The sequence below is a fragment of the Pseudomonas sp. NFXW11 genome, assembly GCF_049887815.1.
Classification (GTDB): domain Bacteria; phylum Pseudomonadota; class Gammaproteobacteria; order Pseudomonadales; family Pseudomonadaceae; genus Aquipseudomonas.
Window position 1 is genome coordinate 85,708 of the sequence record NZ_JAGEKI010000022.1, and the last position, 19,407, is coordinate 105,114.

At 66.5% G+C, this 19,407-nt stretch carries 21 protein-coding genes; 8 read left to right on the forward strand and 13 right to left on the reverse strand.

Annotated elements, in window-relative coordinates:
* Window positions 1-236 precede the first annotated feature (236 nt).
* Window positions 237-1,628 carry an aldehyde dehydrogenase family protein gene (locus J4P02_RS26880; RefSeq protein WP_426196066.1) on the reverse strand — a complete coding sequence of 464 codons (1,392 nt, stop codon included), beginning with the start codon at window positions 1,626-1,628 and terminating at the stop codon, window positions 237-239.
* A gap of 100 nt (window positions 1,629-1,728) precedes the next feature.
* Between J4P02_RS26880 and ptrR the strand changes: the two genes are divergently transcribed.
* Window positions 1,729-2,607: a putrescine utilization regulator PtrR gene (gene ptrR / locus J4P02_RS26885; RefSeq protein ID WP_426196068.1), complete on the forward strand. Its 879-nt coding sequence runs from the start codon at window positions 1,729-1,731 to the stop codon at window positions 2,605-2,607.
* 97 nt (window positions 2,608-2,704) lie between these two features.
* Window positions 2,705-2,947, forward strand: coding sequence for a hypothetical protein (locus J4P02_RS26890; protein WP_426196070.1), 243 nt, complete (start codon window positions 2,705-2,707; stop codon window positions 2,945-2,947).
* A 12-nt stretch (window positions 2,948-2,959) separates the two neighbouring features.
* Here J4P02_RS26890 and J4P02_RS26895 read toward each other — a convergent pair whose 3' ends face one another.
* From J4P02_RS26895 to J4P02_RS26905, 3 genes are all read right to left on the reverse strand, one after another.
* Window positions 2,960-3,580 (reverse strand): LysE family translocator, encoded by a 621-nt coding sequence (locus J4P02_RS26895; RefSeq protein WP_426196072.1) that lies wholly within the window; start codon window positions 3,578-3,580, stop codon window positions 2,960-2,962.
* A 173-nt stretch (window positions 3,581-3,753) separates the two neighbouring features.
* Window positions 3,754-4,782 carry a hypothetical protein gene (locus J4P02_RS26900; RefSeq protein ID WP_426196075.1) on the reverse strand — a complete coding sequence of 343 codons (1,029 nt, stop codon included), beginning with the start codon at window positions 4,780-4,782 and terminating at the stop codon, window positions 3,754-3,756.
* A 104-nt stretch (window positions 4,783-4,886) separates the two neighbouring features.
* A complete protein-coding gene (locus J4P02_RS26905; RefSeq protein ID WP_426196077.1) occupies window positions 4,887-5,885 on the reverse strand; it encodes a bile acid:sodium symporter family protein in 999 nt (332 codons plus the stop codon).
* Between the two features lie 85 nt (window positions 5,886-5,970).
* Between J4P02_RS26905 and J4P02_RS26910 the strand changes: the two genes are divergently transcribed.
* Window positions 5,971-6,768, forward strand: a complete 798-nt coding sequence (locus J4P02_RS26910) for an AraC family transcriptional regulator (RefSeq protein WP_426196079.1) — start codon at window positions 5,971-5,973, stop codon at window positions 6,766-6,768.
* Between the two features lie 66 nt (window positions 6,769-6,834).
* On the opposite strand, the gene J4P02_RS26915 is transcribed toward J4P02_RS26910, so the two are convergent.
* From J4P02_RS26915 to J4P02_RS26930, 4 genes are read right to left on the reverse strand one after another with little or no spacing between them, the layout of a single operon-like run.
* The gene (locus tag J4P02_RS26915; protein WP_426196081.1) at window positions 6,835-7,287 is read right to left on the reverse strand and encodes a response regulator; all 453 of its coding nucleotides are present in this window, start codon (window positions 7,285-7,287) and stop codon (window positions 6,835-6,837) included.
* Entirely contained in the window at window positions 7,284-9,611 is a 2,328-nt protein-coding gene (locus J4P02_RS26920) for an ATP-binding protein (protein WP_426196083.1), read from the reverse strand. Before J4P02_RS26920 ends, J4P02_RS26915 begins: the two co-directional genes overlap by 4 nt.
* Window positions 9,608-10,276 (reverse strand): response regulator, encoded by a 669-nt coding sequence (locus tag J4P02_RS26925; protein WP_426196085.1) that lies wholly within the window; start codon window positions 10,274-10,276, stop codon window positions 9,608-9,610. The genes J4P02_RS26920 and J4P02_RS26925 overlap by 4 nt, the downstream gene beginning before the upstream one ends.
* A complete protein-coding gene (locus J4P02_RS26930) occupies window positions 10,273-11,433 on the reverse strand; it encodes a sensor histidine kinase (RefSeq protein WP_426196087.1) in 1,161 nt (386 codons plus the stop codon). Before J4P02_RS26930 ends, J4P02_RS26925 begins: the two co-directional genes overlap by 4 nt.
* 173 nt (window positions 11,434-11,606) lie before the next feature.
* On the opposite strand from J4P02_RS26930, the gene J4P02_RS26935 reads away from it, so the two are divergent.
* Window positions 11,607-12,128, forward strand: a complete 522-nt coding sequence (locus J4P02_RS26935) for an SgcJ/EcaC family oxidoreductase (protein ID WP_426196090.1) — start codon at window positions 11,607-11,609, stop codon at window positions 12,126-12,128.
* A 46-nt stretch (window positions 12,129-12,174) separates the two neighbouring features.
* On the opposite strand, the gene J4P02_RS26940 is transcribed toward J4P02_RS26935, so the two are convergent.
* Entirely contained in the window at window positions 12,175-13,176 is a 1,002-nt protein-coding gene (locus J4P02_RS26940; protein ID WP_426196092.1) for an AraC family transcriptional regulator, read from the reverse strand.
* 213 nt (window positions 13,177-13,389) lie between these two features.
* On the opposite strand from J4P02_RS26940, the gene J4P02_RS26945 reads away from it, so the two are divergent.
* On the forward strand, window positions 13,390-14,163 hold the full coding sequence (locus J4P02_RS26945; RefSeq protein ID WP_426196094.1) for an EAL domain-containing protein: 774 nt from the start codon (window positions 13,390-13,392) through the stop codon (window positions 14,161-14,163).
* 54 nt (window positions 14,164-14,217) lie between these two features.
* Here J4P02_RS26945 and J4P02_RS26950 read toward each other — a convergent pair whose 3' ends face one another.
* From J4P02_RS26950 to J4P02_RS26960, 3 genes are all read right to left on the reverse strand, one after another.
* A complete protein-coding gene (locus J4P02_RS26950; protein WP_426196096.1) occupies window positions 14,218-14,505 on the reverse strand; it encodes a hypothetical protein in 288 nt (95 codons plus the stop codon).
* A 116-nt stretch (window positions 14,506-14,621) separates the two neighbouring features.
* On the reverse strand, window positions 14,622-15,023 hold the full coding sequence (locus J4P02_RS26955) for a YceK/YidQ family lipoprotein (protein WP_426196098.1): 402 nt from the start codon (window positions 15,021-15,023) through the stop codon (window positions 14,622-14,624).
* A 38-nt stretch (window positions 15,024-15,061) separates the two neighbouring features.
* Window positions 15,062-15,322 (reverse strand): YceK/YidQ family lipoprotein, encoded by a 261-nt coding sequence (locus tag J4P02_RS26960; RefSeq protein ID WP_426196100.1) that lies wholly within the window; start codon window positions 15,320-15,322, stop codon window positions 15,062-15,064.
* Window positions 15,323-15,438: 116 nt separating this feature from the next.
* Here J4P02_RS26960 and J4P02_RS26965 point away from each other — a divergent pair, with 116 nt between their 5' ends.
* Window positions 15,439-15,747 carry a hypothetical protein gene (locus tag J4P02_RS26965; protein ID WP_426196102.1) on the forward strand — a complete coding sequence of 103 codons (309 nt, stop codon included), beginning with the start codon at window positions 15,439-15,441 and terminating at the stop codon, window positions 15,745-15,747.
* Here the strand turns inward: J4P02_RS26965 and J4P02_RS26970 are convergent, their stop codons facing one another.
* The gene (locus J4P02_RS26970; protein ID WP_426196104.1) at window positions 15,748-16,284 is read right to left on the reverse strand and encodes a DinB family protein; all 537 of its coding nucleotides are present in this window, start codon (window positions 16,282-16,284) and stop codon (window positions 15,748-15,750) included. It lies immediately after the preceding gene.
* Between the two features lie 224 nt (window positions 16,285-16,508).
* Here J4P02_RS26970 and J4P02_RS26975 point away from each other — a divergent pair, with 224 nt between their 5' ends.
* Complete coding sequence (locus tag J4P02_RS26975; protein WP_426196106.1) at window positions 16,509-17,783, forward strand: cystathionine gamma-synthase family protein; 1,275 nt, start codon at window positions 16,509-16,511, stop codon at window positions 17,781-17,783.
* Window positions 17,784-17,935: 152 nt separating this feature from the next.
* Window positions 17,936-19,372: an amino acid permease gene (locus tag J4P02_RS26980; RefSeq protein ID WP_426196108.1), complete on the forward strand. Its 1,437-nt coding sequence runs from the start codon at window positions 17,936-17,938 to the stop codon at window positions 19,370-19,372.
* Window positions 19,373-19,407: the final 35 nt, after the last annotated feature.

A 19,407-nucleotide genomic window follows, 5' to 3' on the forward strand; every position in this document is an offset into this window, starting at 1 on the left:
AAGGGCCCGGGTGCGTTGGCTGGCGGATGCTGAAATCGGGGAAAAAGCGGGGTGCCCGAGTGGGGCAGGGGGCAGGCGTATCAGGCCGGCCGGGCAGCTTTTTGGCAGGGCGCCATCATACAAGCTGCGGGCGAGGGGTAAAGCCTGAACAGGCCTGTGAGGGGAAAGTCGCCTTGGGTGGCAACACTGGCAGCGGCCCCTGGCGGGAGGCCGCTGCCTTCAGCACGGCCCGGGTTTCAGCGCCGATCCAGCCACACCGTCTGCGCATTGCAGAACTCGCGTACGCCAAAGTGCGACAGCTCGCGACCAAAGCCGCTTTTCTTTACGCCGCCAAAGGTCACCCGTGGGTCGCTGGCGCTGTAGCCGTTGATAAACACGCCGCCGGTTTCCAGCTCGTCGGTCATCTGCCGGGCCCGCTCCAGGTCCTGGGTGAAAATCGTCGCAGTGAGGCCGAATTCGCTGTCGTTGGCCAGCGCCAGGGCGTGCTCGGCGTCCCGGGCGGTGATGATGGCGGCCACCGGGCCGAACAGTTCCTGCTTGAACGCGGTCATCTGGTCGGTGACGTCCGCCAGCACCGTGGGCAGGTAGTAGTTGCCGGCGCCCGGCAGCTTGTCGCCGCCCAGCAGCAGGCTGGCGCCTTCGGCCAGGGTCGCCTGCACCTGCTGGTGCAGCTCGTCTCGCAGGTCGAAGCGGGCCATGGGGCCGATATAGGTGTCGGCCGCCAGCGGGTCGCCCATCACCAGGGCACGGCTGGCCTCGACAAATTTGCGGGTGAATTCCGCCACCACCCCTTGCTCGACGATCAGGCGCTTGGCGGCGGCGCAGACCTGGCCGCTGTTCTGGTAACGGCCGATTACCGCGGCCTTTACTGCTTCGTCGAGGTCGGCGTCGTTGAGCACGATAAAGGGGTCGGAGCCGCCCAGCTCCAGCACGCATTTCTTCAACGCGGCGCCGGCCTGGGCGCCGATGGCGATACCGGCGCGCACGCTGCCGGTCAGGGTCACGGCGGCGATGCGGCGGTCGGCAATGGCTTGCGACACGCCGTCCTGGGTGACGTTGATCAGCTCGAACACCCCTTCAGGGAATTCCGCGCGCTGCATGGCCTGCAGCAGCAGGTAGGCGCTGCCCATCACATTGGGGGCGTGCTTGAGCACGTAGGTGTTGCCCGCCAGCAGCGCCGGCACCGCGCCGCGCAGCACCTGCCAGATCGGGAAGTTCCACGGCATCACCGCAAGAATAGGGCCCAGCGGCCGGTACTCGATGCGCGCCTTGTGGTTTTCCACCAGGGTCGCTTCCGGGGCGAGCATGGCCGGGCCGTGCTCGGCGTACCACAGGCACAGCTGGGCGCATTTCTCGATCTCGCCCCGGGCCTGGGGCAGTGGCTTGCCCATCTCCTGGCTGATCATTTGCGCCATGGCTTCGCTGCTGTCGCGCAGCACCTGGGCCAGGGCGCTCAGGCGGCTGGCGCGAGCGGCGATGCCCTGGCGTTTCCACTGGGCGAAGCCGGCGGCGGCGCGGTTCAGCGCGGCGTCCAGCTCGGCCGCGGACTGGTAGGGGTAGGCGCCGATCTGCTGGCCATTGGCGGGGTTGATCGACAGGGCATGGGTGTGGCTGGAAACGAGGGTCATGGCGCCGTCCTGCTAGGTGGGAATGGGGGCAGGTTACGGGGCTGTTTCTTTGCTGAAAACTGAATAATATTAAGTGAGTCGTTCACGTTTGGAGAATGTTGTGGATCTGGTCCAGCTGGAAATTTTCAAGGCGGTTGCCGAGCAGGGCAGCATCAGCGCCGCCGCGCAACTGATCCACCGGGTGCCATCGAACCTGACCACGCGCATCAAGCAGCTGGAACAGGACCTGGGGGTGGAGCTGTTTATCCGCGAGAAGAGTCGCCTGCGCCTGTCGCCTGCCGGCTGGAATTTCCTCGACTATGCCCGGCGCATTCTCGACCTGGTGGCCGAGGCGCGCCTGACCGTGGCCGGCGAGGAGCCCCAGGGCCCGTTCGCCCTGGGCTCCCTGGAAAGCACCGCGGCGGTGCGCATCCCGGCCTTGCTCGCGGCCTACAACCAGCAATACGCCAAGGTCGAGCTGGACCTGTCCACCGGCCCCTCGGGCACCATGATCGAAGGCGTGCTGTCCGGGCGCCTGGTGGCGGCCTTTGTCGACGGCCCGGTGCGCCACCCGACCCTGGAAGGGCTGCCGGTGTTCGAGGAAGAAATGGTGCTGATCGCGCCCCTGGGGCACGGGCCCATCACCCGGGCGCGGGAGGTCAATGGCGAGAGCATCTACGCCTTTCGCGCCAACTGTTCCTACCGTCATCACTTTGAAAGCTGGTTCACCCAGGACGCCGCGGTGCCGGGCAAGATCCACGAGATGGAGTCCTACCACGGCATGCTGGCCTGCGTCAGCGCCGGCGCCGGGCTGGCGCTGATGCCCCGCAGCATGCTGGAAAGCATGCCCGGCGCGGCCACGGTCAGCGTCTGGCCGCTGTCGCCGCGCTTTCGTTTCCTGCGCACCTGGCTGGTGTGGCGGCGGGGGACGGTGTCGCAAAGCCTGAGCAGTTTCGTGAAGCTGCTGGAGCAGCGTGGCCTGGTGCTGGCCGAGGCATGAATCGGCCGCGCTCCGCGTTTGCTGGCCTGGGTTTATTGGCTGTGCGGGGGGATTTGTGTAGGCTTTCCGGCCTTTGCCTAGCCCTGGACATTGAGCCATGAACGACGAGCTGTGCCTTGTATTTGTACCCGCGTTGGTGGCCGTGCTGCTGAACGCCGAGACCGCCCAGGGCGAGCCCCTCACCGAGGCGCAAGTGCTGGACATCCGCGATCGGGCCGCCTGCATCACGCTGCCGGCCAGTATTGCCCTGGCAATGGAAAACGAGCGGGGTTACCGCGACCTCGTCGCCGAGGACTGCTGGCAAGAATGGCAGCGCTATCGGCGTGAGATGCAAGCCTGAGGTTGGCGTTTGTCAGCGTCGGCTCAAGGCCAGCCTTGCCGCAAACAGCACAAACACCAGCCCCGTAGTGCGGTCCATCCACTGGATCACCCGTGGGCGGCGCAGCACCCCGGCCAGGGGCCGGGTGGCGCCGATCAGCAACAGCGACCAGAGCAGCCCCAGCAGCACATGGATGCTCACCAGGCCGAAGGTCCAGGCCACCAGCGGTTGGCCCTGGGGAATGAACTGCGGCAGGAAGGACACATAGAAAATTCCCACCTTGGGGTTGAGCACATTGCCCAGCAGGCCCTTGAGAAACCAGTTGGCGCCGCGTTTGCCCGGGGTTTCGGCGGCGGCGAAGGATTGCCGTGGGCGCAGCAGCATATTCACCCCGAGCCAGGCCAGGTAGGCGGCGCCGCAGTATTTCAGCAGGTTGAAGGCCAGCTCCGAGACGGCGATCAACGCGCCCAGGCCGAAGGCCACCGCAGCACCCCAGATCAGGCAACCGGCATTCACGCCCAGGGCCGCGCGCAGTGCCTGCTGCTTGCCTTCCACGGTGGCAGTGCGCAGCACCAGGGCGGTGTCCAGGCCCGGGGTCAGGGTCAGCAGGGTGGCGGCCAGGGTAAAGGCCAGCAGGTTATCGGCAATGGACATGGGTTCTCCGTCTCAGGCCCGAAAAAAACAGGCGCTCAGGCTAACACCGATCTGTAGGAGCGAGCTTGCTCGCGATGATCTCAAAAGCGCCGCACGGGGTAGGGTGGGCGCCCTTCGCGAGCAAGCTCGCTCCTACAAGGGGCAGGTCGTCGGTTTATGGGCAGGCCGCTGGTTCAAAACGGGCCAGTGGGTTGCGCGATCCCCAGTTGCTGTTGCCGCGCTTGCAGCTGTTTGTCCAGGGTACGTTTGCCACTGCTCAGCTTGAGGTATTGCAGGCTGGGCGGCAGTTGCTGGTCGAGCAGCTGGTGCAGATCCAGTTGCGGGGTCTTGATCAGGCGCAGCTCGTTGATCGGCGAGCCCTTCAGACCCTCGAGGGCATCCAGGCTCTGGAGGTTGGACAGGGCCATCTTGCGCAAGTGCGCCAGCCCGGAAAGATCCAGCCGAGACAATTGCGCCTGGTCCTCAATCTTCAGCACCTCAAGCTGTGGAAAGCCATCCAGGTCCAGGCGCTTGAGGCCACGCACCCGCAGGATCTCCAGCTCCCTGACATGGGGATGATGCAGCTCGGGCATCTGCTCACGGTCGCTGAACGCCACCGACAGGCTGCGCAGGCCGCTCATGCCGGCGACCATCCCCAGGGTGGTCTCGGCCGGCAGGCGATGCAGGCTCAGGGTACTGATGCTCGGGCATTGGCGCAGAATCTCCAGGTCGTGGCTCTGCGGGCTGAGGTGCAGACTCTGCAACTCGGGCATGCGGGTAATCGGCGCCAGGTCGATGGCCGGGCCCTGGTCCAGGGAGAGCCGCAGGTGGTGCAGGCGTTCAAGGTTGGGCAGGGCTAGCAGCCCGGGCAAATCGGCGCGGAACACTTCCAGGGCAAAATCCCTGAGCCGGTGCAGGCTGCCAATGGCCTGGAAATGTTCCAGGGTCTCGAGGCCGTCCAGGCTCAGCGAGTGAACGTTGGGCAGGGCGTGCAAGGTCCGAGCATCAAGACCCCTGCTCGAATAGTGGTCGTAGAAACGCAGGGTGAGGCGCTCGCCAAAACGTGTGCAGAGGGCGTCGATCTGCTCCAGCAGCTGGCAATCGTATTGCTCGACGCTGTGCCACTGGACTATGACCCGGGCCTGCGGATCGGCCTCCAGCCGGGCAGCGACCTGCAGGCGCAGGTCGGCCTGGGTCGGTGCCTTGATTCGATGGGGAAACATCAGCGGTCCTTGATGATTTTCGCCGCGGCATCATGCCATTGCGCGACCTTCACCACCATCTGCGCGCAGGCCCGGCCAGCCGCCGGGCCGCCTTGCAGAGCGGGCTACGGGTCGACCTGGCCCATCAGTTCGGCCACCGATTCCGGGCGCTTGGCGTAGCGCTGGGCCAGTACCGCGCAGACCATCAGCTGGATCTGATGGAACAGCATCAGCGGCAGAATCAGCAGGCCCATGGTGCTGCCGGCGAACAGCACCTGGGCCATGGGCACGCCGGTGGCCAGGCTCTTTTTCGAACCGCAGAAAAGGATGGTGATGCGGTCTTGCTGATCGAAGCCAAACAGTTTGCCGAAGAAGCTCGACGCCAGCAGCACCAGGGCCAGGAGGATGCAGCAGGCCACCAGCAAGCCGCCCAGTTCCCACAGTGGAATCTGCTGCCAGATGCCTTCATTCACCGCTTCGCTGAAGGCGCCGTAGACCACCAGCAGGATCGAGCCCTGGTCGACGAAACGCAGCCAGTTCTTGTTGCGCCCGACCCAGGCGCCGATCCAGCGGCGGGCGATCTGCCCGGCGATAAACGGCAGCAGCAGTTGCACGCTGATCTTGAGGATTGCATCCAGGGTCGAGCCGCTGTCGCCGTGCACATTCAGCAGCAGGGTCACCAGCAGCGGGGTGAGGAAGATGCCGAACAGGCTGGAGGCCGCGGCGCTGCAGATGGCCGCCGGAATATTGCCCCGGGCCAGGGAGGTGAAGGCGATCGCCGATTGCACCGTGGCCGGCAGGGCGCAGAGGTAGAGCATGCCCATGTACAGCTCGTTGCCCACCAGCGGTGACAGCAGCGGCTTGAGCGCCAGGCCCAGCACTGGGAAGAGCACGAAGGTCAGGCCAAAGACCAACAGGTGCAGGCGCCAGTGGCCGGCCCCGGCAATGATCGCCTGCCGCGACAGCTTGGCGCCATGCAGGAAGAACAGCAGGCCGATGGCGATATTGGTCAGCCAGCCGAAACCGACCGCCACTTGGCCGCTGGCTGGCAGGAAACTGGCCAGCAGCACCACGCCGATCAGGGTCAGGGTGAAGTTGTCGGGTAACAATCGGGAGCGGGCCATAGCGGAATCATCCAGGGGTTGCCAAGTGCGATGGGGCGACTCTAACGTGAGTGCAATTTACCGACTAACGCCAAGGAGCCAGTTAATGCCGCCTAAAGGACATGAAAAGATCGTCCGCCGCAGTATTCCCGGGCTGCCGAGCCTGCCGCGGCCGCTGTACGGGCGCACTGAATCCCTGCCCAATCGGGCCCTGACCCGGCGCCACAGCCACCCCTGGGTGCAATTGTCCTATGCGATTGCCGGGGTGCTGGAGATCCAGACCAGCGGCGGCCGTTTTGTCGCGCCGCCGCAACGGGCGGTGTGGATTCCCGCCGGGGTGCCGCACCGGGTGTTCAGCTCGCCGCGCACCGAGATGCGCAGCCTGTACCTGGATTGCAGCGTCACCGCCTGGGCCGCCACCGACAGCTGCCAGGTGCTGGCGGTCAGCGACTTGCTGCGGGAGCTGATCCGCGCCTTCAGCGAGTTGCCGGTGGAGTATGTCGAGGACAGTGCCGACGGCCGCCTGGCCCAGGTGCTGCTGGACCAGCTGGCCGCCGCGCCGCAGCTCGACCTGATGCTGCCGCTGCCCCACGACCCGCGCTTGCGCAGCATCTACCGCAGCTTGCAGGGCCACCCCGAGCAGCCAACCACCCTGGGGCAATGGAGCGAGAAACTGGGGGTGGCCGAGAAAACCCTGAGCCGGCTGTTTCTCAAGGACACCGGCCTGACCTTTCGCGCCTGGCGCCAGCGCCTGCGCCTGCTGGGCGCCCTGACGCCGCTGGAGCAGGGCGAGCGGGTCACCGATGTGGCCCTGGCTTGCGGTTACGACTCCACCTCGGCGTTTATCGCTGCCTTTCGTCAGCAGTTTGATGCCACGCCTGGGGAGTTTTTTCGCGGGTTGTAGGGGCGGGTTGGCGGCCGCGGTGCGGCCGAGCGGGAGCGAGCTCCCTCGCCACAGGGCAAGAGGGGCTCAGGGGCGGGCAGGGCGCAGCAGTTCGATTTTCTCCGGTGGCACCAGGGTGCGCAGGGTCTTGTACAGGGCGCGGGTTTCCAGCAGGTTCCAGATCCGCAGCAGGGTTTCCAGGGCATCCAGGGGCTTGCTGATAAAGTCCCGCGCGCCCAGGGCCAGGGCCCGCAGGCGGGTGTCGCGGGTGGCGTCGGCGGTGAGCACCAGGATCGGCAGGTAGTCGTTGGCCGGAATCCGCCGGTTGAGCTGTTCGAGCACGGCAAAGCCATCGAACTCGGGCATGTGCAGGTCGAGGATCACCAGGTCCGGCTCGAAGCTGTTGAACAGTTCCAGGGCCCGCAGTGGCTGGGTGCTGCCCAGCACATTGTGCAGGCCCTCGCGGGCCAGCAGCTGTTCCATCAGGTCGAGGTTGGGACGCTGGTCGTCGATGATCAGGATGCGCAGATCGGCGCTCATAGAGGCTCCGCTAGACAGTGGTCGAGGTGGGCGAGGAACGCCGGGATATGCAGGGGCTTGGTGAGGATTGCCGTGGCCCCGGCGTCCAGCAGGCTGCGCCGGGTGCGTTCGCTGGCGTCGGCGGTGATCATCAGCACCGGCAGTGCGGCGGTGGCGGCCGAGGCTCGCAGCCGTTGCAGCACTTCCAGGCCGGGCAGGTCCGGCAGGTTGACGTCCAGCAGGATCATCCGCGGCCGGTGCTGGCGCGCCAGGTCCAGGCCCATCTGGCCCTGCATGCTCGACAGCAACTGAATGCCCGGGCGCCGCTGCAGCAGGGTTTCGATCAGCGCCAGGCTTTGCAGGTTGTCCTCGATGCACAGCACCTGGCCCTGGTAGGGGCTGGCGCCAGGGGGCGCCGGCAGGCTCGGCAGTGGCGCGGCGAAGGGCACCACGGGCGCTGCGTCGGGCAGTTGCACAAAGGGCAGTTCCAGGGTGAAGCGGCTGCCGCTGCCCGGGGTGCTCTGCACCTTGAGGCTGCCGTCCATCATCTCCAGCAGGCTCTTGCTCAGGGCCAGGCCCAAGCCCGTGCCTTCGACATTGGGTGCGGCGTCCAGGCGCTCGAAGGGCTTGAACAGGCGCGCCAGTTGTTCGGCGGCGATGCCGGCGCCGGTGTCGATCACGCTGATGCGCAGGCGCGCCTGGTCGATCTCCAGCTCGATGCGCACCTGGCCCTGGGCACGGTTGTACTTGATGGCGTTGGACAGCAGGTTGAGCAGCACCTGGATCAACCGCTGGCGGTCGGCGATCACCCCGCTGTGCGCCGCGAGGGGCGGCAGGGGTGCGAGCTGGATGGCGGCGTCGGCGGCCATCGGCGATACCAGGGTCAGGGCCTCGTGCAGCACCGTGGTCAGGGCCACGGGTTCGATATTCAGTGGCAAGCGCCCGGCCTCGATGCGGGCAATGTCCAGCACCTCGTTGATCAGCCCCAGCAGGTGCTGCCCGGCCCGCAGGATATGCCCCACCTGGGGCCGCTGGCCGGCGCTGGAATCCATGTCCAGCAACTGCGCGAAACCGAGGATGGCGTTCAGCGGGGTGCGCAGTTCGTGGCTCATGCGCGAGAGAAATTCGCTCTTGGCGCGGCTGGCGCTTTCGGCTTCCTCGCGGGCGGTGCCCAGGGCGATTTCCGCCACCCGGCGGTCGCTGATGTCCCGGGTGATCTTGGAAAACCCTCGCAGTTCGCCGCTGGCATCGTATTGCGCGGTGATCACCACGCTGGCCCAGAAGCGGCTGCCGTCCTTGCGGCAGCGCCAGGCTTCTTCCATGTAGTGGCCGTGGGCGGTGGCCTCGCGCAGGGCCATGTCCGGGTGCTGCGGGCATTCCTCCGGCAGGTAGAACAGGGAAAAGTGCCGGCCGATGATTTCCTGCTCGCGGTAGCCCTTGATCCGCTCGGCGCCGACGTTCCAGGTGGTGACCCGGCCGGCGGTGTCCAGGGCGAAGATCCCGTAGTCCTTGACCCCGTCGATAATCAGCCGCAGGCGTTCCTCGTTGTCGCGCAGGGCCCGTTCGCGTTCGGCCAGCAGTTGCCCGGCCTCCACCAGGCGCGTGCCCAACTGGCCGATTTCATCCTGCTCCGGGGCTTGCGGGCGCAGTGGCTGGCCCAGGGCCAGGCGCTGGGCATTGCCCTGCACCTGTTGCACCCGGGTGACGATGCCGCGGGACAGCAACAGCACCGCGACAATGGCGCCGAACAGCCCGCAGCAGGCGGCCAGCAGGGTGGCCAGCAGCAGGCGCATGCGGATCGCCGCCGCGGCCTCAGTGCGCTCGGCCAGCAGGGCGTCCTCGCGAATGCGCATGGCGCTGATCTGCTCGCGCAGCACGTCCAGCACCTGCTTGTTGTCGATCAGGATCGCGGTGATGCTGGCGGCATCGTCGGGGCTGCCGTGGCGCAAGGCGTGCAGGCCGTCGAGCTTGGTGCGGATCAGCGGGGCGACGGTTTGCAGGTGCTCGCGCATGCGCGCATCGCGCACATTGCGATCCAGGCGCTGCAACGCCGCTTCGATCTGTGGCCGGGCCTGCAGGTAGGCGGGCAGGAAGTCCTCGCGGCGGGTCAGCAGGTAGCCACGCACGCTGGCCGCGGCTTCGGCCAGCAGGGTGTGCACCGCCTGGATATCGCCCTGCACTTGCAGCACCCGGCGCACGTCTTCTTCGGCGCGGGCGGTCTGGCGTTCGGTGCTGTAGATCAGCACCAGCGACAGCAGCAGGATCACCAGCGGCAGGGAGATCACCACCAGCGCCTTGCCGCGCAGCGGCAGGTCGGCCCAGCGTCGGGCGCGCAGCAGCTTCATGGCCATTGCCCGGCAGGCTCGCTCACCAGACCCAGGGCGATGCCGCGCACTGCGGCCTGGGTGCGGTCGGCGGCGCCGAGCTTGCCGATCACCCGTTCCACATGGGCTTTGGCGGTGCCGGTGGTGATGCCGAGCTTTTCGCCGATCTCGCGGTTGCTGAAGCCCCCGGCCACCAGCCCCAGCACCTGCCGCTCGCGGGCGGTAAGGGGCTGGGCCTGGGGCGCCTGGCCCTGGCCGCGTTCGCTCATGCGCCGCAGCAGGCGGGCGCTGACGCTGCTGTTCAAGGCTTCCTGGCCCCGGGCCACCCGTTGCAGGGCGCTGATCACTTCATCGCGGCTGGCGTCCTTGAGCAGGTAGCCCAGGGCTCCAGCGGCCATGGCCGCTTCCAGGTGGTCGGGGCTGTCGTCCATGGTGAAGATCACCACCTTGATCTCGGGCTGGCGCTGTTGCAGCAGGCGCGCGGCGCCCAGGCCATTGAGCCGGGGCATGCGGATATCGAGGATGGCCAGGTCCGGGCGCAGTTGTTCGCACAGGGCCAGGGCTTCCTCGCCATCCCGGGCCTGGCCCACCACCGCGAATTCCGGGTTGCCCGCCAGCAGGGCGACAAAACCGGTACGGGTCACTTCATGGTCGTCCGCCAGCACCAGGCGCAGCACCGCGCTCATTGGCCTGGCTCCAGCGGCAGCACGGGCACCCGAGCCTCGATCCGGGTGCCGCCCCCGGGCCGGCTGTGGCAGCTGAAGTGGCCGCCGAGCAAATGCGCGCGCTCGCGCATGGCCAACTGGCCCAGCTGTTCGGCGTTCGCTGCCGGCGGGTTGGGAAAGCCGCAGCCGTTGTCGCTGATGTCGAGCTGGGCATGGCCATCGGCAATTGTCAGGCTCAGCTGCACGCGGCTGGCGCGGGCGTGCTTGAGGGTGTTGTTGATGGCTTCCTGGGCAATGCGGAACAGGGCGATTTCCACCGCCGCGGGCAGGCGTTGCGGGTCCCGTTGTTGCCAGTGCGCGGTCAGCCCGGCGTCGCGCAGGCGGTCGGCCTCGCGGTCGATGGCCCGCAGCAGGCCGAAGTCGTCGAGCACATGGGGGCGCAGGCCGCCGATCAGTTGCCGGCCTTCGCCCACGCAGCCCTGGGCCAGTTGCAGGATGCCCTGCAGCTCAGCCTGGAGTGCCGCGGGCAGGGGCGGGCAGCGTCCGGCAAAACCCTGCAGGCGCTGATGCAGCCCGGCCAGGCTTTGTGCCAGGCCGTCGTGCAGGTCGTAGGCGACGCGCTTGCGTTCGTCTTCCTGGGCACTGAACAGCCGTTGCACCAGTTCCGACATGCTGCGCTCACGGGCCTTGAGGTCGGTGGCCAGGCGCTGGTTTTCCAGGTGCGCGGCCAGTAGCGTGGTCAGCAGTTGCAGGGACTCCAGGTCTTCGCTGTCTGGCGCGCTGATGGGCACGCTGTTGGCCAGCAGCAGAACGCCGAAGGCGCTGCCGTCGGCGCGGTGCAGCAGCACCCGCACGGCCTCGGGGTGGGCCGGCGCCTGCGGCCCGTCGGCGGGTGTTGCGGCCCGGGCGCGCAGGGTTTGCAGGTACTCGTCGCGGCCGTGTTCGGCGCAGCTCTGGGTCACGCCGTCGCTGTCCCACTCCAGCAGCAGCCCGTGGTCCATGGCGACAAAGGCGCAGGCCCGTTGCAGCACCCGCTGGCGCATCTCTGCCGGTGGCAGTTGCAACAGTTGCTGGCCGGTGTCCACCAACAGGCGCAGGCGTGCGGCGCGGCTCTGCGATTGCCGATAATGGCTGCGCAGGGCCAGGGCGCTGGCGGGGTCGTGGGGCGGGGTGGACATCGGCGGACTCCAGGCGAACGGCACGGCAAGGGACGGGGCGGCGGTCATTAGACCCTGGGCCCCCGGGCGCGCCTATCTGCCGAATGGCATAGGCCGATGGCTCCGGTTGGCCGATGGCGGCCGAGCGAGCCCCGGGCACAGTGGGGCCTATTGAAACCCACTGGAGTCCGTGAATGAAACTGAAAACCACCGCCCTGGCGCTGTTCCTGGTGCTCGGCGCGCCCCTGGCCCAGGCCCTGGAAGCCACCCCTTACGTGTACCGCAGCGTGGCCGAGCAGCCACAGAATGTGCAGGACCGGGAAATCGCCGGGTTGTTCGATCGCTGGAACAGCGCCTTGCAAACGGGCAACCCGCAGGCGGTGGTCAACCTCTACGCCGCCAACGCAGTGTTGCAACCCACGGTGTCCAACCTGGTGCGTAGCACCCCGGCACAGATCCAGGACTACTTCGAGCATTTCATGGCGTCCAAGCCCGTGGGCCAGATCAACTACCGCGAGATCCGCCACCTGAGCCCGGACGCGGCCATGGACAGCGGCGTCTACACCTTCACCCTGACCGGTGCCGACGGCAAGCAGCGCCAGGTGCAGGCGCGCTACACCTTCCTCTACGAGCGTCTCGACGGCCAGTGGAAGATCCTCAACCATCACTCTTCGGCCATGCCGCAAGCCCAGCCGCAGCTGCAAGCCAGCCACTGACACCTGCCTCCTAAGCGCGGCGCCGGGCTCAGGCCCGGCGCCGGTATCACTGCTCGCGGTAGCGCCCGGGGGTCATGCCGAACCAGCGCATGCAGGCCTTGTGAAAGCTGCTCTGATCGCGAAAGCCCAGCAGCGCGCCAATGTATTTGACGCTGCGCATGGAGTTGCGCAGAAAGCTGTGGGCCAGCATCAGCCGCGCCTCGTCCTGCAGCGCGGAAAAATGCACATCCTCATGGCCCAGGCGCCGTTGCAGGCTGCGGGTGCTGACCCCGACCATCTCGGCAATATGCGGCAGGTCGCTGGGCGCGCCCCGGGCCAGGCATTCGGACAGGGCCCGGCGCACTCGCGCCGTCATCGAACCGCTGAGCAGGGCGTTGAGCCGGCTGCGGGCGTATTCCATATGCAGCACGTCCAGGGCCGGGTCGGCGCTGGGCAGGGCGATGGCGCAGTCCTGGCTGCTGAAGGTCAGGCTGTTGTGCGCGGCATCGAACTGCAGGTTGTCCCCCAGCAACTGGCGCAGGGCGCGGGTGTCGGCCGGCTCCGGGTAGCTGAAGGCCGCCGCCAGGGGCCGCGGCTTGTGCTGGGGCAGCAGCCAGTGCAGCAGGCCCAGGGTTTGCGCGGCGCCGGCATCGATCACCGCGCGGGGCATCAGCGAGGGCTCGGCGGTGACATCGAAGGCCACCAGGCGCAAGGCCTGGGGCTTGCGCTCCAGGCACATGCAGAAGCCGTTGCTGAGCAGCGCGTGGTAGTCCACCAGGCGTTGCAGGGCTGCGCCCAGGGTCGCGCAGGACATCAGCGCATAACCTAACGCCTTGAGATTGGCCGGGTGGGCCTTATGGTAGGCCAGCAGCCCGAGGTCCGGATTGCCGGTGCGTCGGGTGGCCTCGCGCATCATTTGATAGACCAGTTCCAGCCTGACGCCCTTGGGGTTTTCATCAACGTCCTGGATGCTGCTGCCGAACGCCTGGAGCAGGGCGTCGACATTGGCGCCGCCCTCCTGCATGACATCGGCAAGCACCCGAAAACTGGCGCTGGTCATTCTGTGCATAGGTCTTCCTGAACTAGTGGCTAGATGATGTCGGTGAGGCCTGCGGCATGATTGCAATAAACCCAAGGCCACAGACGATTAAGCCAAGAGCGGGGTTTCCAAGGACAAGCGAAAGGTCTCCGGGAACACTTCCGCCGGGGTCGATCCAGGGTCGATCATGGTTGGGCAGGGCCCCCTTGGCGGGGCTGCCGTTGTCTTGTCTATGGATCTGTCATGCAAAGCATCAGGGACTTTTATCGCGAACTGGCCGAGGGCCGCCTGATGCTGGCGTTCCAACCGGTGGTGTGGCTGCCGGACAGTAGCCGGGTGCTCTACCACGAGGGTTTGCTGCGCCATGTGGATGCCTTGGGCGGCGCCGTCTACCCCCTCGCGCTGCTGGAAAAGCACCAGGTGATGCGTGAGCTGGACCGCAGCGTGGTGCTCTGCGTGATCGACTGCCTGCAGCGCGACGAGCGCCTGCGCCTGGGCTGCAATATCTCCGCCCAGAGCGCGATTCTCGACGCTTATTGGCGAGGCATCCTGGCGCTGTTGCGGGAGTGGCCGGGGGTGGCCGCGCGGCTGGTGATCGAGATCACCGAGAGCGCCACGCCGCCGAGCATCGAGGCCGCCAGCGAGTTCGTGCTGGGCCTGCGGGAACTGGGCTGCCGAGTGGCCATCGATGATTTTGGCGCGGGCCTGGGCACCCTGGAATTCATCCGCCAGACCCGGCCGGACATCGTCAAGATCGACAAGGGTTACATCCAGCGCGCCCGGGGCGAGTTCAACAGCGCCCAGACCCTCGGCCACCTGGTGCAACTGTGCAAGACCCTGGCGCCCTGCGTGATTATCGAGGGCGTGGAAACCGCCACCGACCAGAGCCTGGCCACCGCCTGTGGCGGCGAGTGGGGCCAGGGCTACTGGTTCGGCCGGCCGCAGGTGGATCGCCTGGGCCGGCCTTGTCGTTTGCAGCAGATGCCGGCCGAGCAGCGGCTGTCGAGCCAGGCCTAGGTCGCAGCCGGTCTGACCCAGGCAATCGCTGGCTGTCGTTCACTGCCGCTGCCCTCAGGTGGCCGGCGGCGGTTCCCTGTCGAGGGGGTACTCCGGCTTCGGTTCCAGGTCGCGCCGGGGTCGTTCCGGCTGGGCGGCGTCGTAGGGCAGCAACAGGGTATCCACCGCCGCATCCAGGGGCAGGCTGGCGACCAGCAGGATCGGGCACACCACCAATGCCCAGCAGCCACCGGTGACCATGCGCCCGTAGTCCACCCCGTAGCCGGTGAGTATCTGCGCGTTGGTCTTGGTGGCGCGGTAGTAACGATCGTCACGCCATTGCGGCATGTCGCTGCGGGCCATGTAGGTGCCGCAGCCGTTGAGCAGCAGGGCAGTGAGCAGTAGCCAGGTGATGAGGCGGATGATGGCGGTTCCAGGAACAGGGCAGCACAGGGTTGCAGGGGTTGATCCAGCGGCCGCTATTGGGCGGCGGGCGCGGGTGCCTCGCTGCCCAGGGGCGTGCCCACTAAGGGCGGGCCCATATCCTCGGGCGGATGCTTCATGTCCACATGCAGATTGCGCTTGGGCCGCTCCGGCTGGAAGGCGTCGTAGGGCAGCAGCAGGGTATCGGCCGCGGCATCCAGGGGTAGGCTGGCGACCATCAGGATCGGGCAGATCACCGTGACCCAGCAGCCGCCGGTGATCATCCGGGCATAACCCATGTCGTAGCCGGTGAGCACCTGGGCGTTGGTCTTGACGCTGCGGTAATAGCGGTCGTCGCGAAAATCCAGGGCGTCGCCGCGGGTCATGTAGGTGCCGCAGCCGGAGAGCAGCAGGGTATTGAGCAGGAGCAGCCGAGTGATGATTCGGATGATGGGCATTCCATAGAAAACGGGAAGAGTCGACACCGAGCGGCGTCTTAGTCGTTGATGGCGTCGTAGGGCAGCAGCGCGGTGTCGGCCACCACATCCACCGGCAGGCTGGCGATGGCCACCACCGGGCAGACGATGCTGATCCAGCAGAACACCGTGGCGTAGCCTTCGTAACCGCTGGAACCACGCATGGTTAGCAGTTCGATATTGGCCTGGGTGCCTTTGTAGTAGTCGTAGTGGGCGTGGGAGTTAGGTGTACGGGCGATCAGCGTGCCGCAACCGGACAAGCCCAGCAGGGACAGCAGCAATACAGCGGGAAGGGCTTTGATAACGGCATTCCTTGGCCAGGTTTTTCCGCGCGCATGGTCGCAGAAGGTCGCGGGGGACGCTAGATTGGCCGGGAAAAATAATCGGGGACTGATCGATGACCGCTCGCACCACCGCAGCACTCTTTGCCGAGGCGCCTTTAAGCTGGGGCCTGCGTGGCGACCCCTATCTGTGGCAGGCCATGGCCGAATACCTTGCCGCCAGCCCCTGGCCGCAGTCGGTCGAGCAGCTCGATGAACTGATCGCCCAGGCGTTCGAGCAACTGACCGGCCGGCCCCTGGGCACCCAGGAGCATTTTGGCGTCGCCGCCTTTGCCCATGGCGGCATGTCCAGCGGTGGCATTGCCCCTGGCTTCTGGCGTGAGCGTGCATTGCCCTTGCTGCGCGAGCGCTGGGCTGCGGGCTGATCAGGGGACGTTGGGGATCAGCGCCAGCAGGTCGGTGCTGCCGATATCCACCCCGGCCTGGCTCAGTAAAGTGCTGGCCTGGCCGCGATGGTGGGTCTGGTGATTGAAGAAATGCACCAGCAAGGCAAACAGGTTGCGCTCGGCGGCCACGCCCTGGGTGTTGTGGTAGGGCAGGCTGCTGTCCAGCTCGGCCGCGCTCAGGGACTGGCTGAAATCCAGGATCAACTGGTCGAGCCACTGGCGCTGTTGCCAGAGCTGGCGGATGTCGGGGTAGAGCAGGGTCTTGAGATCCTGCGGGTTGGCCACCTGTTGCAGCGGCGCCAGGGCCGGGTGCTGGCTCGGGTGCTGGGCGAAGCGTTTGAGCCACAGGGTGTCGCCCACCAGCAAGTGGTTGAGGGTGCCGAGGATCGAGCCGAAAAACGCCTGCCGCTCCAGGGCGACCTGCGCATCGGGCAGGGTCATGGCGGCCTGGTACAACTTGGCGTTCATCCACTGGTTGTAGTGCGCCAGCAGGCACAGGTGCTCGTTGCGGTTCATGGCGGTTCCCGGTGTTTTTCCAAGGGGGCTCGATCAGGCAGGCAACAGCTTGGCAAGGCTGGCCGGCTGCGCGCAAGGGCAATTGCCGAGGGCTTTCGAGCCATTAAAAAAACCGCCCCTTTGGCCCCGATAACATCGTTTCTCGGGGCTTGGGCTTTTCTCTATATTGGCCGCCAGACCCAGCGCGGCAACAGGCCGCGCACCCTTTATGGTGAGCCGTCGCAATGAACAAGAAAGCTGAAACCGCAGGCCTGGAAAATCCCGGTATCGCCACGCGAGTGGTCTGGGGCGCCGAGCAGGTGCGTCACCCTTACAACGCTACGCAAACCCCGATCGTCGCCAGCGCCGCCTATGGCTACGACGATATCGACCAGTGGTACGACGTGGCCCTGGGCAAGGCCCCGGGCTTTATCTACAGCCGCATGAGCAACCCCACGGTGGAAACCCTGGAAGCCAAGCTCTGCAGCCTGGAAAACGCCGAAGCCGCGGTGGCCTTCAGCAGCGGCATGGCGGCCATCAGCGGTGTGCTCTACAGCTTCTTGCGCCATGGCCAGCGGGTGGTGTCGACCAAGGACAGCTACGGCGGCACCAACAAGATCTTCGAGGAATTCCTGCCGCGCATGGGCGTGGCCGTGACCCTCTGCGAAACCTTCGACCAGCAGCAGATCGAGGCCGAGATCGCCCAGGGCTGCGACCTGCTGTACCTGGAAACCCCAACCAACCCGACGCTGAAGATTGTCGATATTCAGCGCTTGGTGACGGCGGCGAAAAAGGTCGGCGCCCTGGTGGTGGCGGACAATACCTTCGCCACGCCGCTGAACCAGAATCCCCTGGCCCTGGGGGTGGACGTGGTGATCCACAGCGCCACCAAGTTTCTCAGCGGCCATGGCGATGTGCTCGGCGGCCTGGCCTGCGGCAGCGCAGCCTTGATGAACCAGGTGCGGCACTACCGGGAAATCAACGGCGCCAGCCTCGATCCGTTTTCCGCTTACCTGATCATCCGCGGGATCAAGACCCTGGCCCTGCGCATGCGCCAACAGCAGCACAGCGCCGCGCAGCTGGCGCAGTTCCTGCTCAGCGAGCCGCTGGTGGAAGCGGTGAACTACCCGGGCCTGCCCGGGCATCCGAACCATGCCGTGGCCTGTGCGCAGATGCGCGGGTTCGGCGCCATCGTCAGCTTTGTGCTGGTGGGCGGCATGGACAGCGTCAAGGTGCTGCTGCCGCGCCTGCGCTACGCCCACTGCGCCGGCAACCTGGGGGCGGTGGAAACCATCTACGGCCCGGCGCGCACCACCAGCCATGTGGAAAACACCCTGGAGGAGCGTCAGGCCCTGGGCATCTCCGAAGGCCTGGTGCGGGTGTCGGTGGGCATCGAAGACACCGATGACCTGCTGGCCGACCTGCAACAGGCCTTCGCCTGGCTGCGCCAATCCCTCAAACATGATGCGGCGCCTGGCGCCGTCCCTTCCCTGGATACTCGGGCCGAGGTCGCCCACTGAAAGAGCGCGCAACACCCCCACAGCAAGGCAGCCAGTGGGGGCTTCATGAAGAGGAATAACAATAAAAACCTGGTGGCATCCGATTTGTTTTCTGCCCATTTCCACAGTCGCAGAAATTGAGACTTGCCCTGACAACTTTCATGAGAACCATCATGTCCCTACAAGAACAACAGACCGACTCGCACAGCGGTTTCAAGCAGGAAATGCACACCCGCCACATCGTCATGCTGGCCCTTGGCGGGGTGATCGGCACGGGGCTGTTCCTCACCTCCGGCTACACGGTGAACCAGGCCGGCCCGCTGGGCGCGGTGATCGCCTACATCATCGGCGCGCTGATGGTGTACATGGTGATGATGTGCCTGGGGGAGCTGGCGGTGCAGATGCCCGAGACCGGCTCCTTCAGCACCTACGCCACGCGCTTTCTCGGCCCCGGCACCGGCTACACCGTGGCCTGGCTGTATTGGCTGACCTGGACCGTGGCCATCGGCTCGGAATTCACCGCCGCCGGTATCCTCATGGCTCGCTGGTTCCCCGACACCCCGGTATGGATCTGGAGCGCGCTGTTCGCCGTGGTGGTGTTCCTGTCCAACGTGGTCTCGGTGCGGCTGTTCGCCGAAACCGAGTTCTGGCTGTCGCTGGTCAAGGTGATCACCGTGCTGGTGTTCCTGGTGGTGGGCGGCGGGGCGATTCTCGGCCTGCTGCATATCGACCAGGCCCACAGCATCGGCCTGAGCAATTTCACCCGCGAGGGGCTGTTTCCCACCGGTTTCATGCCCATCGCCATGACCTTGCTGGCGGTGTCCTTCGCCTTCTCCGGCACCGAGCTGATCGGCATTGCCGCCGGTGAAACCCGCGACCCGCAGCGCAACGTGCCGCGGGCGATCCGCACCACGGTGCTGCGCCTGGCGATCTTCTTCGTCGGCACCATCTTCGTCCTCGCCACCCTGTTGCCCCGGGAACAGGCGGGGCTGGTGGAAAGCCCGTTCGTCACGGTGTTCACCTACATCGGCATTCCCTACTCGGCGGACATCATGAACTTCGTGATCATCAGCGCCTTGCTCTCGGCCGCCAACTCCGGGCTCTATGCCGCCTCGCGGATGCTCTGGACCTTGAGCGACCAGGGCCACTTGCCCAAGCAATTCTCGGCCCTGACCCGCATGGGCACGCCGCTCAACGCGATTATCGTGAGCATGGCCGGTGGCGCGGCGTCCTTGCTCAGCAGCGTGTTCGCCCCGGACACCATCTACCTGGCCCTGGTGTCGATCTCCGGCCTGGCGGTGGTGGTGGTGTGGATGAGCATCGCCGCCAGCCAGATCGCCTTCCGCCGGCACTATGTGGCCAACGGCGGAGACGTGAACCAGCTGAAGTTCCGTGTTCGCGGTTATCCCTGGGTGCCCCTGGGGGCGCTGTTCTGCTGCGCCCTGGCCTGCGTCGGCATCGGCTTCGATCCGGAGCAGCGGGTGGCCCTGTACTTCGGCGTGCCCTTCATCGCCTGGTGCTACTTCGTGTATTACATTACCCGCAGCAGCCGTCAGCGGCGCCTGGCCCTGGCACCTCTGGCACGGCCGTCCGATGCCGTGCAGGGCTGACGGGCGCGCCCGGCGCCCAGGGTGTCCAAGAGAAC